Genomic DNA, 16,092 nt, shown 5'->3' with positions numbered 1-16,092 from the left:
TAAATATCCATTAAAACAGAAAGACTATTTTTTCTTTTTAGGTGCTGGTAAGGCAGGATAGACAGCTTTAATCAGACTACAGAGAAAGGCAGCATCTTCTACTTCTTTTATATGAAGCATTGGTTTTGCGCCTGGATAAGGAGACTCATAAACCGGATTTTCAAAAAATCCAGAGCTGGCTGGACTGGCTTGAGCAGCAAGCGATTGTCATAAAGCCCGCCAAATAAGCGCCCTCGATAATAGATCAAATACTCTCCCATCATCTTTCGAAAGCTAATTTCTTGGCCTAAGCCTTGCAGCTGCTTTAGGATAAAATCCAAATATTCTTGACTAGATGCCATCGAACCACCTCCATGAATTGATACTTTATTATACCAAAAAAGGATGAAGATTGCTGATGATCCTTCTTCAATCTGCAGTCTATCTATTCTACAATAAGTAAAAAAGCTAGACCTTACGAGTCTAACTTTTATTTCTTATTTTTTCAAAAGTCCTTCCTTGACTAGAAAGTCACGCGCGACATTTTCGGCCTTTTTGCCTTCAATGCCAACTTGATAATTCATTTGGCTCATCTGGCTTTCCGTAATTTTACCAGCTAGTTTATTGAGAATCCCTTCCAATTCAGGGTGTTTTTCGAGCAATTCAGCTTTCATGAGAGGGGCCCCTTGATAAGGAGGGAAAAGGTGCTTATCGTCTTCTAGAACTTGTAAATCATATCGCGCCAGCTCTGCATCGGTCGAATAGGCATCCGTGATTTGAATATCACCCGACTGGATAGCCTGGTAGCGAAGGGCTGGCTCCATGGTCGCTACATTAAGATTAAGACCATATAGAGATTGCAAGCCCTTGTTTCCATCTTCACGGTCGTTAAACTCTAGGGTAAAACCCGCTTTTAGCTTGTCTTGGACTGCCTTAAGGTCAGAAATCGTTTTAAGATTATATTCTTTGGCGATAGTCTTTGGAACTGCAATGGCATATGTATTATGATAGGCCATATGATTGAGCAAGACTAGATTGTCCTGTTTCTTAATGCCATCACGCGCTGCTTCAAAAACTTCTTCAGCATCATTGCTGACCTTTGGAGCAGGCTGCAAGAGAGTTCCAGTAATCGTACCAGTAAACTCAGGATAGATATCAATATCACCTTTTTTCAGAGCTTGATAAAGGAAGTCTGTCTTACCAAAGTTTGGTTTGACTGTCACAGTCATATCCGTATTTTCCTCGATGAGGAGTTTATACATATTCATGAGAATCTCTGGCTCTGGACCCAATTTCCCAGCAATGACCAGATTATCCTTGCTTTGTTTCGGTAGCAAACTTGGTGTGTAAGAAGCGCCTAGTCCGAGGATTAAGACCGCAAAAGCTGTAAATACTGTCCGAAGCTTAGCCTTTTCCATCCATTTAAGGAGACTGTTGAAAAGAATAGCCAAAACTGCGGATGAAATTGCTCCAATCAAGATTAGACTGGCATTGCGACGATCAATTCCTAGAAGGATAAAAGAACCTAATCCACCAGCTCCCACCAAGGCTGCCAGAGTCGCTGTCCCGATAATCATTACCGTTGCCGTCCGAACTCCTGATACAATGACGGGCATTGCTAGAGGCAGTTCAAACTTTTTGAGTCGCTCCCACTTGGTCATCCCAAAGGCGATTCCTGCTTCCTCAAGACTCGGATCAATCCCATTCAAAGCCGTGACAGTATTTTCTAAAATCGGGAAAATAGCGTATATCACCAGAGCCGTCAATGCCGGCAGTGTACCAATCCCCATGAGAGGAATAAAGAGTCCCAGCAAGGCCATTGAAGGAATGGTTTGAAAGATTCCCGCAATTTGCAGCACCCAATTGGCTGTCTTTTTATGACTATGAAGATAGATGGCGAGCGGAATGGTCAAGAAGATGGCCACTAGTAAGGTTAGAAGAGACAGCTGGAGGTGTTGCCCTAAGGCTGCCAACCATTCGCCAAAGCGCTCCTGAAAGGTAGAAATCAAATTAGCCATGCTGAACACCTCCAAATAAATCTGCTATGAAGCTGGTTGCAGGTGCAGATAGGATTTCCTCAGGTGTCGCCACTTGACGAATCTCCCCGTCCTGTAAAACAGCAATCCGATCACCTAATTTCAAAGCTTCGTCCGTATCGTGGGTCACAAAAATAGTCGTCATCCCAAACTCACTATGCAATTGCTTGATTAAAGTCTGCAATTGTTTTCTTGAAATAGCATCCAAGGCTGAGAAAGGCTCGTCCATTAGAAGAATCTTGGGCTGACCAATCATGGCACGGACAATACCAACACGCTGCTGTTCCCCACCTGACAACTCACTCGGTAGTCGATGAGCATAGTCAGCTGCTGGCAAGCCGACTTTTTTCAAGAGCTCTTCTGTTTTCTTAGCAATCTCTTCCTTGCTCCAACCTTTCATCTCAGGAATGAGAGCAATATTTTCCGCAACTGTTAGATTGGGAAAGAGAGCAATGGCCTGTAAAACATAACCAGTAGAAAGACGAAGCTCACGCTCATTATAATCTTTGATGCGCTTGCCATCCATGTAAATATCGCCATCCGTAGGTTCTAAAAGACGGTTGATCATCTTGAGCATAGTTGTCTTACCGGAACCAGAAGGTCCCACTAAAACCATGAACTCTCCATCCTCAATCTGTAAGTTGACATCTCTCAAGACATCTTTTTCAGTATAACCTAGCGCTACATTTTTGTATTCAATCATTGTTTATCCCCATTTTAAAACTTTCCTCGATTGATCAAATCTTCTACCTTAGGCATGACTTCTTTATTGTCCCAATACTCTACAATCAATCCATTCTCTAAACGGAAGATGTCATACTGGGCATAAGCCACCCCATCAATCTGAATCTGCCCATAGCTAACCACATAGTTTCCTTGCCCCAAAAGCTGGAAAACAAAGTCAAAAGAAACTCCATGCTCTGCAACATAGTTTTTATAAGCCTGACTTCCTTGGCCAATCTCATGATTATGCTGAATCAAATCTTCTGCCACATAATCACTCCACTGCTCTAGCTCGCCGTTTTGGAAAATTTCTGTCAAAAAACGACGAACGGTTTTTTTATTTTCTACTGTCTTGTCCAAATCCGTGATTTCAAAATCTCCAAAAATCTGGTCTAACTGTCCGTTTTCAGGAGTGCGATAGTAGTCAATGACATCCCAATGCTCCACGATACGACCATTCTCATCCGCACGGAAAGTATCAGTCGTCACCCATTGCGCTTCTCCTCCATTCAGATATTGATGGACATGGACGAAGACTAGATTGCCGTCTTCAATGGTGCGAACAATTTTCATCTCACGCTCTGGATGGCGCTCAAAGAAATCTGCAAAAAAAGCCGCGAAACCTTCTTTCCCATCTGGCATACCTGTCGAATGTTGAATGTAGGTATCCCCTACAGACTGAGCTTGAGCCTCGACCACACGCCCATCTTGAATGGCATGAATGTATAGATTATGTGCATTTTCAACTTGTTTTGACAAAATTCATTCCTCTTTTTCTTTAAGGTTCGCTAAAATACGTTCCTGATAACTTTCAAACTGACGAATTTCTTCCTCTGAGAAGCCTTTATAAAAAATAGCATCCAGTTTTTGACTGACACGATGACCAACTTCTTTCTGTGCCCAACCTTGCTCTGTCAACTTGACATACTTCTTTCGCTTGTCTGAACCACACTGATTAAAGGTCACCAATCCCTGCTCTTCCAACTTTTTCAGCATAGTTGTTAGCGTATTATTGGCCAATCCCGTCACCAGTGCAATATCTGTCGCCGTAGCGCAACCCGTTTCACTCTTCCATAAAACAGCGAGAATCTTGCCCTGCTCACTCCGATAAAGCGCTTCTGGATCTTGGCTCAGTAACTTTTGAAAAATCCGCCCATTCAACAAACGAATATGGTGGGCTATTAGATGATTGTCTCTCATACTACTCCAATTTATTTCTATATCGAATTGTTTTCTACTTATTGTAATGCTGTCCATTACATTTGTCAAGTATTTTGTTCTATTTGGAAATAATTTTAAACTGAATAAAGATTATAAACTAAAAAGCCCGGTGTAAAGAGGAAATCCCCCTCTCGCACTGAGCTTCTTTTTATCTTAGTAATATTCACCCTGACGGTAATCCCATGAGTTAAAGGTATCGGACAGGTGCATCATGATTTTGTCGATGTCCAATCCTTTGCGGATGACCACTGGTGCTGGTGAGATGGACCGTTGCCCACCTTGTTCTGGAATCAGTTTTCCATCCTTGCCCACCATGGAGACCATAACACCTTGCTCGTAGCGAGTTTCAATGGTCTTGTCTGGCTGGATAGAGGCTACATAGTCATCTGCTTCAATGACTAAGTCAACAGCATTTTCGATGCGCTCTCCAATTCCTTCTACCTTGCCGCGGTTTCCTTTACCGGATGGGTTGGCTGAGGAAGCATAAACCATCTTGCCTTCTTCCCAAAGCTTAGCTGCCAGCTGCTCGCCCGCCTTACCAAACTTAATAACAAAACAGCTCGTGCCACGAACATCTGTCATCAGCTCTTCCCGACCGTCGCCATAGGCTTTGAGCTTTTCAAAAGCTTCTGGCTTCCATGGAAGGATACAACCCAAGAGGATATCTTCATCCCAATGCTTTTGATAAAAAGCTTCAATTTCTGGATTGAGTTGTGCTAAAGCGCGAAGCTCATCCATACTGCCACAGAGGACAACACCAGGCTTATTACGGTTACGAGCCTTAGCTTCGAACTTACGCTCCAAGCCAGCTTTATCGCTAGTCATAATGATGTAACCCACCTTTGTCGGGCAAACGATACAGCCGCCATCGCCTTTTAGGATGTCATAACCTTCTTGTGAAAGAGTTCCGTTCCATTGAATGTGTTTTGTCATAAGTTTCTTCCTTTTCTATTAAATTAAGATTTATTTTACCATATATTTTTATCGGAGACAAGATGTTTTCAGAATTTTCTCAATATATCGAAAACAATTTTACTGCCAATAAGAGGGACGATTTTTTTCATATTCTGCAATCAAATCCTCATACTGCAGGGTAATACCGATGTCATCCAGACCGTTGAGGAGCTTGTGCTTCCATTCTCCATCAATGTCAAAGGAGAATTCTCCCACTGGTGAAAAAATCTTCTGCTGCTCCAAATCCACCGTCACTTCATCCGTCGGCTTCAGATTAGCCAAAGCTTGCCGGACTTCCAGTGGCTGGACGATAGGCAGCATACCGTTATTCAGCTCGTTATTGTAGTGAATATCCCCGAAAGATCCAGCAATGACTACCTTAAATCCATAGTCAGCCAAGGCCCAGGCAGCGTGCTCCCGAGAGGAACCCGCTCCGAAATTGTCCCCTGTAATCAGAATAGTCGCCTTGCGATACTCCGGTCTGTTAAAGACGAAATCAGGATCTTCGGTGTACCGATTGTCCAGATAACGCCAAGCGTACATAAGATACTTACCAAAGCCTTTTTATCAATCAACTTGAGAAACTGCTTGGGCAAAATTTGGTCTGTATCGATATTATCGTTCATGAGGGGGACTGTTGTCCCCGTGTAGATTGTAAATTTTTCCATAAAACTTCCTTACTGCACCTCCGGTAGTTGGCGTACGTCTACGAAGTGCCCGGCAATAGCTGCCGCTGCTGCCATGGCAGGACTGCAAAGATGGGTTTTAGCACCAAATCCCTGACGATCCTCAAAGTTCCGATTACTGGTCGAGGCACAGTGAACTCCATCTGGCACCTTGTCTGGATTCATTCCCAGGCACATGGAACAACCAGGATCGCGCCACTCAAAGCCTGCATCCATGAAAATTTTATCCAGTCCCATCTTTTCAGCAGCCCGCTTGACCGGACGAGAGCCTGGTACGACGATAGCAGTCAGATTGGGAGCGATGTGCTTGCCAGCGACAAACTTAGCTGCCAGCTGCAAATCGCTGAGTCTGGCATTGGTGCAAGAGCCGATAAAGATATAACCTAGGTCAATATCTTCTGCTTTCTTACCCGGAGAGAGGTCCATGTAATTGTAGGCCCGCTCGTCGTTCATATCGCGAATTTCTGGGAAAGCCGCGCCAAACTCTACTCCCATAGAAGGATTGGTTCCCCAAGTCACCATAGGTGCCAACTGGGAAACATCCATCTCAATGACCTTATCATAGACAGCATCAGGATCACTGACCAGAGTCTTCCAATCAGCTACTGCTGCCTCAAAATCCTTGGGAGCGCCCGGCCGCCCTTTAACGTAATCATAAGTCTTCTGATCGGGATTCATAATGCCCATCTTTGAGCCAAACTCAATGGACATATTGCAGATGGTCATGCGCTCTTCCATAGTCAAATGATCAATGGCATCACCAGCATACTCGACCACATAGCCAACACCCGCAGCTACACCGTATTTGGCAATCAGAGCAAGGATAAAGTCTTTAGAATAAACACCTTTAGGTGGCACTCCAGTAAATTTGACCAACATTTTCTTAGGCTTGACCTGCCAAATGGTCTGTGTAGCAAAGACGTGCTCCACCTCCGAAGTACCAATTCCAAAAGCAATAGCTCCAAAAGCTCCGTGAGTGGCCGTGTGACTGTCACCGCAGACGATAAATTTCCCTGGCTGCGTCTTGCCCGTTTCGGGTCCAACCATATGGACAATCCCCTGCAGTTCTGATCCGTGAGCCGCATGCTCGATGCCAAAATCCTTGACATTTTCAGAAAGCTTATCAATCTGAGCCTTGGAAATCACATCCCGTATATCATAGATATTGACCGTAGGAACATTATGGTCAAAAGTTCCAAAGGTCAAGTCCGGCCGTCTAACTTTGCGCCCTGCATCTCGAAGGCCTTGAAAAGCCTGAGGGCTGGTTACTTCATGAATATAATGCTGATCCACATACATAAGCTGGGGTTGACCTTCTTGGCCTGTTATTACGTGTCTTTCCCAAATCTTATCAAAAATTGATTTTCCAGCCATACTAGCTTCTCCATATGTAATACAAAATTCCAATTTCCACTATTATTCCGCAAATCCAAGCCAGCCAGAAATACCATTTTCTAGTCTTGTGATGAAAGAGGCGGCCGCCTAATAAAGCACCTAAACCTCCAGCTGCCAGAGCTGACAAGAGCAAGGTTTTCTCGGGAATGCGGTAGTGATTTTTCTTAGCCTTTCGCTTATCCCAGCCATAAAGCAGAAAAACGACAAGGTTCCATAGCAGGCAAATACCTGTTAATATCCATTTCATAAGTTATTGATAATGGCCTCCGTCATTTGAGTTGTTGTCGCCTGACCGCCCAGATCTCGCGTTAAAATCCCTTGAGCCAAGGTCTTTTCAACCGCTGCTTCAATCGCTTCTGCAGCTTCTAGCTCTGCAAAACTATCCCGCAGCATCATGGCTACAGAAAGGATCATGCTGATAGGATTAGCAATGCCCTGCCCTGCAATATCTGGAGCCGAGCCATGGATAGGCTCGTAAAGACTTGGCCCAGCAGTCGAATGACTGGCTGATGGCATAACTCCCAGCGTCCCTGACAAGACACTGGACTCGTCTGAGAGAATATCGCCGAAGAGATTTTCCGTTACAACAACATCAAACTTAGCAGGATTGGTAATCATGAGCATCGCAGCGCTGTCCACCAGTTGGTGCTCTAAGGTCACATCTGGATAATCCTTGGCCACCTCATCTGCTACTCTGCGCCAGAGTTTGGATGTCGCTAGCACATTCTGCTTATCAATACTGGTCACGCGCTTTCTGCGACCACGCGCAATATCAAAGGCCTTACGGACAATCCGCTCCACCTCTTCATAGCTGTAGTCGTTAATATCACGCGCAGATCTGTCCTCCAAAATATGCTCACCAAAGTAAATCCCACCAGTCAGCTCACGCACGACCACGAAGTCCACGCCAGCAATTCTTTCAGCCTTCAAAGGCGACAAATGCTTCAGAGAATCGAAAATCTTAACTGGGCGGATATTAGCATAGAGTTCAAGCTCCTTCCGCAGAGCGAGCAAACCTTGCTCAGGACGAACTGGAGCATTATCATACTGGGGACTGCCGATAGCTGCTAGGAGAATAGCATCCGCCTCCTTGGCCGCTTCTAGAGTTGACTGAGGCAGAGGATGACCTTCCGCATCGATACCAGCACCCCCAAAAGCCTTCTCCGTGATATGATACGTAAAACCGAACTTGTCCGCAACAGCAGCAAGTACTTGGAGACCGGCTTCCATGATTTCTGGGCCGATACCGTCACCCGCCAGAGCTACAATTTCTTTTGTCATAGTCGCTTCCTTCTAATTATTTGCAGGCAGATCGTGGTAGGATACCTGATGGCCGATTTCACCTGCATTTTCCTTTTGCACAAAGGTATTGGCATGTATATAGGCAATGGCGCTGGCCTTAAGAACATCAAAGTCAATACCAGAGGAGTTGAAAATCGTATCTGTGTCCGTATTTTCAACGGCTACCAAAACACGAGCCTGAGAGTCAATCCCGTCCGTCACGGCCTCAATATTATAGGCTAAAAGTTGAACGGACTGGTTAAAGAATTGGTCAATAGCATTAAAGATAGCTTCGACACTTCCCTTGCCTTCTGCCACACAGTTGACTGTCTCGCCGTCGCCATTAACCAGCTGCACATCTGCTGTGATAGTATGATCGTCATTGGTCGTCAGCTGCAGATCATTAAAGTGGAAGCCTTCTGGATTTTCAACTGTCGTTCCAGCAATCAGAGCCCGAATGTCAGCGTCCGTGACTTCGTTTTTCTTATCCGCCAAGACCTTAAACTTAGCAAAGAGCTCATTAATTTCAGATTCTCCAAAGTCCAGAGACAGTTCTTTGAGTTTTTCAACAAAGGCGTGGCGGCCAGAGAGTTTACCAAGTGGGAGTGAGTTGCTCTTGACACCGACTAGCTCAGGAGTAATGATTTCATAGGTCAGTGGATTCTTAAGAACACCATCCTGATGGATACCAGATTCATGAGAGAAGGCATTGCCACCAACGACTGCCTTATTCTTAGGCACTGGAATGCCTGAGAAGCGGGATACCAACTCAGAAGTGTTGATGGTTTCATTGAGGACAATGTCTGTCTCAACTTGGTAATAATCCTTGCGAATTTCTAAAGCAACTGCTACTTCTTCCAGCGCAGCATTACCAGCACGCTCACCAATACCGTTGATTGTGCCTTCCACCCGTCTAGCTCCGTATTTGACCGCAGACAGGCTGTTAGCTACTGCCATTCCCAAATCATCGTGACAGTGAGGACTGTAGATAATCTCACGATCCGTTTGGACATTGTCAATCAAATGCTTGAAGATATTGCCAAACTCTTCTGGCGTAGTAAAGCCGACTGTGTCTGGAATGTTGATGTAGCTAGCACCTGCATCAACTGCTGTCTGGACAACTTGAAGCAGAAAATCAAGCTCTGTCCGTGTTGCGTCCTCAGGTGAAAACTCGACAATCTCAAACTTAGAACGAGCATAAGAAACATGCTCCTTAATGGCTGCTAAAATCTCTTCCTTTGACTTTTTCAGCTTGAACTCTCTGTGGATGGGACTGGTCGCAATGAAAACGTGAATCTGCGGATGTTTGGCATCCTTGAGTGCCTCGTAGCAAGCATCGATGTCAGACTTAACCGAACGCGCCAAGCCAGTGACAGAAGCTTTAGTAATGACTTTAGCAATCTCTTGCACTGCCGCAAATGAATCTGGACTAGCAGCTGGGAAACCAGCTTCAATAGCAGAAATTCCCCATTTTTCTAGTTGTTTAGCAATGGCAACCTTTTCCTTAATAGAGAAATTCACTCCCGGTGTCTGCTCACCATCCCGAAGGCTGGTATCAAGAAACTCAACTTTTTGCATAGACTTTCCTCTTTCTTTATCGTTTAAAACAGCTATAAAAATCAATGATAGATACAGCTATGAAATGAACTTTTAGTTCGCTTTTCTCAGCATATCCTAGCAAAGATTTTCGTGAAGAATAAAATAAAAACATCTCGCTGGAAGCCAAGCGAGATGTTGATTTACTCCCGCTTGGTAAGCCAAACAGGACTAATGCTTTCGCACTAGCCCGAGTAACGCAACAACAAAGCAAAGTTTGAAAATTGAGTTGACTTCATGTTTGACTGACTCCTTTTGAAATGTTATTGATTAGTATTTTAGCACAGTATCATTCGGCTGTCAACAGATAATTCGATATTTTCTGAAAATTTTTAATATGCTGGATTATTTTGTGGTCTTATTACTATAAATGCAAGAAAGAAAAAGAAGCAGGCCAGCTCCTCCTTCTTCTAGTATTATATTGATTACAATGATAGAATTTTGAAAACCAGTCATTCCTCCCTATTAGAAGAGAATCATACGCGGCAAATCTGCCAGCCTTATACCATTTCTGATCCCCATGCTTTCCAAATCAACTTTTCCATCTTTGATTTCTATATGACTTTTCTTTTTCTAATACTTTCAAATATTTGGTTTTTTTAAATTGCCCAGACAGGAGCAAGAGCAAGAAACAATACCATATGACAATCGTAAAAAATAAAAGTAGGAAACTACCAAATAGAAGATAAAGCCAAGAAAAAATAGCAGAAATCAAGGCAAAGAGGAAAATGAGAGCATAGGTTTTTAGACTGTTAGATTTTTGGGTGGCAAAATAGTCTATGGGCATCTCATAAGGTACTACTTCAACTACTGATTTCTCCCTTCTATTTTTAAATTGGTAAAGAGCCAGTAAAAGCATGAAGACGAAGGAAAAAAGTAAAGGGAACAAACCTCGTACAGTCAGCTTCTCCGTTAATACATATAGGCCATAAGAAAAACCAGCACTTGGTAGAAAAATCATTGGAAAAGGCACACTTTTCCCTACAAAAAGCTCATTTCGCTTAATATCATAAAACACAGTCCTTTTGACATTTCCTTGATCTGCTCCAAATTCGATAAAATCAGACAGCTTCCTAGTAACTGCCAATGCTGACTTGGGTTCTTCATGCACTTCATCTTCAATGATTTCTAACTGACCAAAAGCGTTCAGTCTCCACGAATCTTCCTTAGGCAGAGGATGTATTCTCCCTTCAAGATGTTCTTGAATAAACTGCTGGAATTGACGGTTCTTCCGCTTACTTCCAATTAACTTCAGCGTTACTTTTTGACTGCTGCCATTTTGGGTCAACGCTTCCCCTACAATAAATAAAGGCCATTCATAACTGCCACGATAAGCGTGTCTATTCTTTCCGAAGTAAAATGCAACCGAAGAAAGTGGAAAGCGATAGCATTTAAAATTTCGGAAAACAAGCAAGTATTGACCATCAAGCTGGATTTTTCCCATAAAAGCAAAGGCCATCCAACCTACTGTGAGCAATAAAGAAACTGCTACTAAGAAATAGAAAAGATTTGCTGACCGATTTTCTTCTAGAAAGATATTAAAAAACTGGTCACCACCATTAAACTAAATAAACTAAGCAATCCCAGTGCTGATCTTTTATAAATAACAATCGATGGCTTTTTTATCAATTCGCATCCTCCTCTACTCACCATTTTACTCATTAAAGTCCTCCAAGAGTTGCATCGCCTCTGATAATTCAACTTTGAATCGAAAAGGCCTATAACGTTTTTGAGTAAAAAAACTTATTGAATTCTGTCTGGTTTAGTATAACCTATTTACTCTTTCCCTATGGTATCCGAGTATTTCACTTTCAAATCGCCCATATTTTCTTTAGAATAGCGCTGACTTCCCTCTTTAAACCAGATATCCAGAAAATAGGTGTAGAGAATTTGATCAGATTTTTCTGCCAACCAAGTCTGATCAATATCGTAATCCTTCAGATAGTCCAATATCTCCTCTTTTGACACTAGACTCTTACGCAGGGGCTCTCCCCCTCTAAGAGAGCGATAAATTTCATCTGCTGTCCTGACATAGCCCCTATTTTTAGATTCATTAATAAAAGCTTGAACAGTAAAATCCGAAACGTTGGAGAAAGCAATGGAAACATTTTGTTTAACGAAACCCTCCTCATAGACATAGTCAATATTGAGATAAGTTTCTCCTGATAACTTTTTACTATACAAAACAGCAAGCAAACCATCGGAATTGATATATAGCTGCAAATCTTCATCATCTGCCAAACTAGGTTTTTCCCGATGATAATTTATCCAGGCTGGCTCACCTACATATGCCGTATTACTTTCTATAATCCTACTCATGACTGGCAAACCAAGAATATTTTTGTAATGAACGCTCGCATAATAGATTTCATCAATTGGATTTTTTAGTGAGTCATAGTCCCGATATCTCAAAAAACCAAAGGCACAGAGAACTGCTATAAGGAGGGTGAAGAGACTTAGGATGATTTTTTTCATATTAGTTTACTCCTTCTGTGATCAAATCATTGTAAATGGCATTGATATTGTCAACATAGCTGAGCAAAAGCGGAATAGTGTCATTCGTCAACTCGCTGTTTAAGGCATCTTTCGCACCAGACTTAAAGTGCGGACTGGCGATAATCCCTTGCGCTTTAGCCTGTGCCATGTTTAATTGGGCTTCTAGGGTGTTTATTGGTATATAGTTCCTCACGAGCCATAACCAACTCTTGTTTATTAATCTTCATGACGAACCTCCTTGGCTTGCTATTGGCTAAAGAAGAGGGAATCTATATCTTTGCATCGTAGCACCAATAACTCTTGTTTGATATAATCCTTACATGACGCTCCCTTGCCATTAAGGAAATAATTACCGGAAGATCTCAGCTTTTTCTATTTTCAAATTACCCAAATTGCTTTTTGAGTACCGCTGGCTTCCTTTTTTAAACCAGATGTTGAGGAAATCATCATATAAAATCTTATGAGATTTCTGTTCCAGCCAAGCTTTGTCAATGTTGTAGGGGTTGAGATATTCCAATACTTCGGTAGGATTTGTAAGACTTGGTTGGTTATTATGAACGTTAGAATTAAATTGATATATTGTGGCTATATCAGTATTTCGACCATTGTGTTTTGAAACATTTTTCCTGTAATTTACGTATTCATCAGAAATATCAGAATAAGCGATACTAATATATTCAGTTAAAACACCTTCTTCATATTCATAATCTATGAATAAAAAACTATTATCAGATAATTGTTTTCTATATTCAAGAAACATACTTCCCTTATTTGAAATTTCGAGTTTTTGGCTTTCATTGTTCTTTAGATTTAAAGAAGTTATTTCATTTTCACTTCGATATGATGTACCGCTTCGGATTATCTCGCTAAAATCTGGCAAATGCAGGAGGTTAAAAGCACTCGTCTCTGAGTAGTAAATCTCATCTAGTGGATTTTTTAGAGAGAAATAGCTATAGATTTTAACGCCTTGGTACCCTAAAAATAAGGTGGCTACTATACTTAGGAATAGGAATAATTTCCTACTCTTTAAAATCTGTATATTCATTGTAATTGCCTCCCTTATCATTCTCAATATCACCATTCAGGCTTTTTAAAAAATTATAATCCGTGGGATTTTTGGCGCTCAATTCATTCATATTCTTCACATTGTCCGAGATTTTATGTTCTAGTTCATACTGACGACGATGTAATTCATCTAGCTGATCTTGTTTCGATTTTTCTTCCTTCATTATAACCTCTTAAATTTAAATAATCAAAAACTATACTTTGTATAAATAGAAGTATAGTTTTTAAAATAATCATTAAATCATCTAACCGAACTTATAGCTCTGTAACTCCTTTTTTAAAACCAGCCTTTTTAACTAGCTGATAAAAATTAGATTCAAATTCTATCTCAGCATCATTCTTATATCCCATAAATACAACCTCACGAATATCACTGTTATTAAAGAAATAAAGCTGATCGGCTTGCTGATAACCAGTTGGTACAAGAACACTTGTATACTCAAAATATACAAGCTCTTGATTTTGCTCTACTAGCGAACCCCTGCCAATAATAATTAGTTCTGTTTGATCTTTTAGTTTAACCACTGTTCCCATTGGTAATAGTGTCTCACTCATGTTTCTTCTCCTTGTCTTCTGCAAATATCACTTTTCCTTGCTCATACTTTCGCACGGCTAACAACCAGCGGATGGGGTTGTTTTGGAACAGAGAAAGATAAAAAACTGCTGGTAGTATTCCTATTAAGGGCGAAGTTATTATCTGCAATTCAAATGGAGCTTTTCTTTCAAATGAATCAATAATACCTGGAATAAAAGCAATAAATGTTATTACCGTTGCAAAAAGCAATAAGAGCATAACAGCTAAGAAGGCACAAAATTTCCCTATAGAAGCTTTTTTGACGTCAAAATTTTCCCAAAATAAGTTCGAATCTACTGCCTTTATAAATTGTTGTTTAGTGGCTCCTCGAACATATTTAACGTTTTTATATAGAGCAATCTCTAACATCCACATACTACCAAAAAACACAAACATGAATCCAGTAATGAAAAACTTTGTCATTTCGCTATTGTATCGAAAACCTGAAAATGCAGGTATAGCTACTAATCCTCCAACAATACCCAAAAAAACAAAAGCAAACATCAAAGGAATAATGGCCCTATTGGACTTCCTTGCGCCTTCTGTATTTAAGAGGGCACTTTTACTCGCCACTAAGGCCTCTCTCGTTCGTGTATTATAGTAGACAGCCTCATCACCGCTCTGTCCAATAAAAATTATTTTTCTCATATTTAATCACCAATTCCCCACCAGTTGCTATGATCAAAATTCTATTTTTCATTATTTTCTTCTTCTATTTTTATTATATATTGACAGTTTTCACTATAGCTTAGATCACCTGCTAACAGCGTAGACATTAGTAATATAAGACTATGAAACATCAGAAAGACTAAAGTCCCCCAATTTAAAATGAAAAAGCTAAACAAAAGGATTAGGAAGTTAAGAATCAGAACGCCCTTAAACTGCTTTTTCATCCAAGGAGCCAATTTAGTTAATCTTATTTTTCCCTTCTCTTTTTGTAAAGACTAAAATTAAATTTCTTTGCTAAAGACCGAGATGATAAAAAATGGATTAGATTTGCAAGTACGACTGCTAGTATAAAAGCAAGAAACCAATAAATCCATCTTTCAGTAAATGAGAAGCGAGGTAAATTAAGGTATGCATATAAGCTGTCACTAGTTCGCATCCGCCCTGCCCATACTGAAACAGCTAAAAATATCAGTGCTGGAATTACAAGGGTCTCTAACCAATGCTTTTTACGCATTCGGATTTCCCAAAACTGCGCTTCTGTCAATCGGTAAAGCGTTCGATTGCTAAACCAATTCAGATAAGGTAAAAATAACCCCACAATGTCGGTAGCTTATCCAATAGAAAGTATTCCTTACCATCCTCTAATAATATATAACGAAAATTTACATGGTGCGCTCGCATGATTAGCTCCTCAAAAGTTTTTTATACCGCTCCCTTAGCCATTTTTTATTCTTATCCAATAATTACTTGTTGGCCGCATGAAAAACATATTCCCTATAAATAACCAAAATGTCAAAAATATTAACAATCCAATATGACCAATATAATTATCCATTATGTTCGTTAAAAAAGCAGCAATAATCATTACTGTAAACAACACCGACATAATATACGCAAAAATACTAAAAAGTAATTCTTTAACAAAGCGAGGATAAACGTATATTTTATGATAGTCCCTATTTTTAATCCACTAGGGACTTCATAAGCCACTGTAAGCCATAAACGCAAACCAAAAAGCAATAATACAATTAGAATAGCCAAAAAATTGCTAATTCTACTTGAATCAAATTTCAAAAATTGATTGATATCAAATACTCTCGATAGAAGCATGGCACCTACGCCAGTTCCTAAGCTATAGCCAAGACCATGTTTTTCAAAAGCCTCTTTTAACCGAGCATTCTCCTCCTCTGATTGGGACAATTGCTCATATTCTTCCTTACTTATCTCATAACATCTGTGAGGCACAAAGTAAATCAACAAGGGCAAGAAGTAGACAATCAAAAAAGGGCGTTCTACATCCAGAAGATAATAGTTATCCTCTGTTTTTAGTATGCGATATCGAAGATTTCTTTTAGCCAAGGGCTCCATTTCAGCCTTTTTAAACATCTATGCCCTACCTTTTTAATAACTTACTAAT

General features: G+C 40.9%; 18 protein-coding genes and 3 pseudogenes. All 21 read right to left on the bottom strand.

Annotated features, from left to right (window positions below; all coding sequences use genetic code 11):
- Positions 1-24: 24 nt before the first annotated feature.
- Positions 25-341, bottom strand: a pseudogene (locus I872_RS04275) (TfoX/Sxy family protein).
- Between the two features lie 135 nt (positions 342-476).
- Positions 477-1,997, bottom strand: a complete 1,521-nt coding sequence (locus I872_RS04270; protein ID WP_015604919.1) for an ABC transporter permease/substrate-binding protein — start codon at positions 1,995-1,997, stop codon at positions 477-479.
- On the bottom strand, positions 1,990-2,718 hold the full coding sequence (locus I872_RS04265; protein WP_015604918.1) for an ABC transporter ATP-binding protein: 729 nt from the start codon (positions 2,716-2,718) through the stop codon (positions 1,990-1,992). The genes I872_RS04270 and I872_RS04265 overlap by 8 nt, the downstream gene beginning before the upstream one ends.
- A gap of 14 nt (positions 2,719-2,732) precedes the next feature.
- Entirely contained in the window at positions 2,733-3,497 is a 765-nt protein-coding gene (locus I872_RS04260) for a nuclear transport factor 2 family protein (RefSeq protein ID WP_015604917.1), read from the bottom strand.
- A gap of 3 nt (positions 3,498-3,500) precedes the next feature.
- Positions 3,501-3,938 (bottom strand): MarR family winged helix-turn-helix transcriptional regulator, encoded by a 438-nt coding sequence (locus I872_RS04255; protein WP_015604916.1) that lies wholly within the window; start codon positions 3,936-3,938, stop codon positions 3,501-3,503.
- 174 nt (positions 3,939-4,112) lie between these two features.
- Complete coding sequence (locus tag I872_RS04250; RefSeq protein ID WP_015604915.1) at positions 4,113-4,892, bottom strand: L-threonylcarbamoyladenylate synthase; 780 nt, start codon at positions 4,890-4,892, stop codon at positions 4,113-4,115.
- A gap of 99 nt (positions 4,893-4,991) precedes the next feature.
- Positions 4,992-5,581 (bottom strand): annotated as a pseudogene (leuD, locus tag I872_RS04245) (3-isopropylmalate dehydratase small subunit).
- 9 nt (positions 5,582-5,590) lie between these two features.
- On the bottom strand, positions 5,591-6,973 hold the full coding sequence (gene leuC / locus I872_RS04240; protein ID WP_015604912.1) for a 3-isopropylmalate dehydratase large subunit: 1,383 nt from the start codon (positions 6,971-6,973) through the stop codon (positions 5,591-5,593).
- A gap of 1 nt (position 6,974) precedes the next feature.
- Positions 6,975-7,241 (bottom strand): DUF1294 domain-containing protein, encoded by a 267-nt coding sequence (locus I872_RS04235; protein ID WP_002895724.1) that lies wholly within the window; start codon positions 7,239-7,241, stop codon positions 6,975-6,977.
- Positions 7,238-8,275 carry a 3-isopropylmalate dehydrogenase gene (gene leuB, locus I872_RS04230; RefSeq protein WP_015604911.1) on the bottom strand — a complete coding sequence of 346 codons (1,038 nt, stop codon included), beginning with the start codon at positions 8,273-8,275 and terminating at the stop codon, positions 7,238-7,240. The genes I872_RS04235 and leuB overlap by 4 nt, the downstream gene beginning before the upstream one ends.
- Positions 8,276-8,287: 12 nt before the next feature.
- The gene (locus tag I872_RS04225; protein ID WP_015604910.1) at positions 8,288-9,853 is read right to left on the bottom strand and encodes a 2-isopropylmalate synthase; all 1,566 of its coding nucleotides are present in this window, start codon (positions 9,851-9,853) and stop codon (positions 8,288-8,290) included.
- Between the two features lie 550 nt (positions 9,854-10,403).
- The gene (locus tag I872_RS04220; RefSeq protein ID WP_015604909.1) at positions 10,404-11,330 is read right to left on the bottom strand and encodes a hypothetical protein; all 927 of its coding nucleotides are present in this window, start codon (positions 11,328-11,330) and stop codon (positions 10,404-10,406) included.
- 317 nt (positions 11,331-11,647) lie between these two features.
- A complete protein-coding gene (locus tag I872_RS04215; RefSeq protein ID WP_015604908.1) occupies positions 11,648-12,346 on the bottom strand; it encodes a TipC family immunity protein in 699 nt (232 codons plus the stop codon).
- A 1-nt stretch (position 12,347) separates the two neighbouring features.
- Positions 12,348-12,515: a hypothetical protein gene (locus I872_RS12015; RefSeq protein WP_167320509.1), complete on the bottom strand. Its 168-nt coding sequence runs from the start codon at positions 12,513-12,515 to the stop codon at positions 12,348-12,350.
- A 201-nt stretch (positions 12,516-12,716) separates the two neighbouring features.
- Entirely contained in the window at positions 12,717-13,412 is a 696-nt protein-coding gene (locus tag I872_RS04210; RefSeq protein WP_015604907.1) for a TipC family immunity protein, read from the bottom strand.
- Complete coding sequence (locus tag I872_RS04205; protein ID WP_015604906.1) at positions 13,387-13,596, bottom strand: hypothetical protein; 210 nt, start codon at positions 13,594-13,596, stop codon at positions 13,387-13,389. The genes I872_RS04210 and I872_RS04205 overlap by 26 nt, the downstream gene beginning before the upstream one ends.
- A gap of 91 nt (positions 13,597-13,687) precedes the next feature.
- Positions 13,688-13,987, bottom strand: a complete 300-nt coding sequence (locus I872_RS04200) for a DUF4176 domain-containing protein (protein WP_015604905.1) — start codon at positions 13,985-13,987, stop codon at positions 13,688-13,690.
- Positions 13,980-14,654 carry a hypothetical protein gene (locus I872_RS04195; RefSeq protein ID WP_015604904.1) on the bottom strand — a complete coding sequence of 225 codons (675 nt, stop codon included), beginning with the start codon at positions 14,652-14,654 and terminating at the stop codon, positions 13,980-13,982. The genes I872_RS04200 and I872_RS04195 overlap by 8 nt, the downstream gene beginning before the upstream one ends.
- Positions 14,655-14,695: 41 nt before the next feature.
- Positions 14,696-15,273, bottom strand: a pseudogene (locus tag I872_RS04190) (DUF443 family protein).
- A gap of 117 nt (positions 15,274-15,390) precedes the next feature.
- Positions 15,391-15,618, bottom strand: coding sequence for a DUF443 domain-containing protein (locus tag I872_RS12375; protein ID WP_272912034.1), 228 nt, complete (start codon positions 15,616-15,618; stop codon positions 15,391-15,393).
- Entirely contained in the window at positions 15,540-16,061 is a 522-nt protein-coding gene (locus I872_RS04185) for a DUF443 family protein (RefSeq protein WP_015604901.1), read from the bottom strand. Before I872_RS04185 ends, I872_RS12375 begins: the two co-directional genes overlap by 79 nt.
- Positions 16,062-16,092 lie beyond the last annotated feature (31 nt).

The organism is Streptococcus cristatus AS 1.3089, from assembly GCF_000385925.1.
GTDB lineage: Bacteria > Bacillota > Bacilli > Lactobacillales > Streptococcaceae > Streptococcus > Streptococcus cristatus_B.
This window is presented reverse-complemented; position numbering and strand designations above follow the sequence as displayed.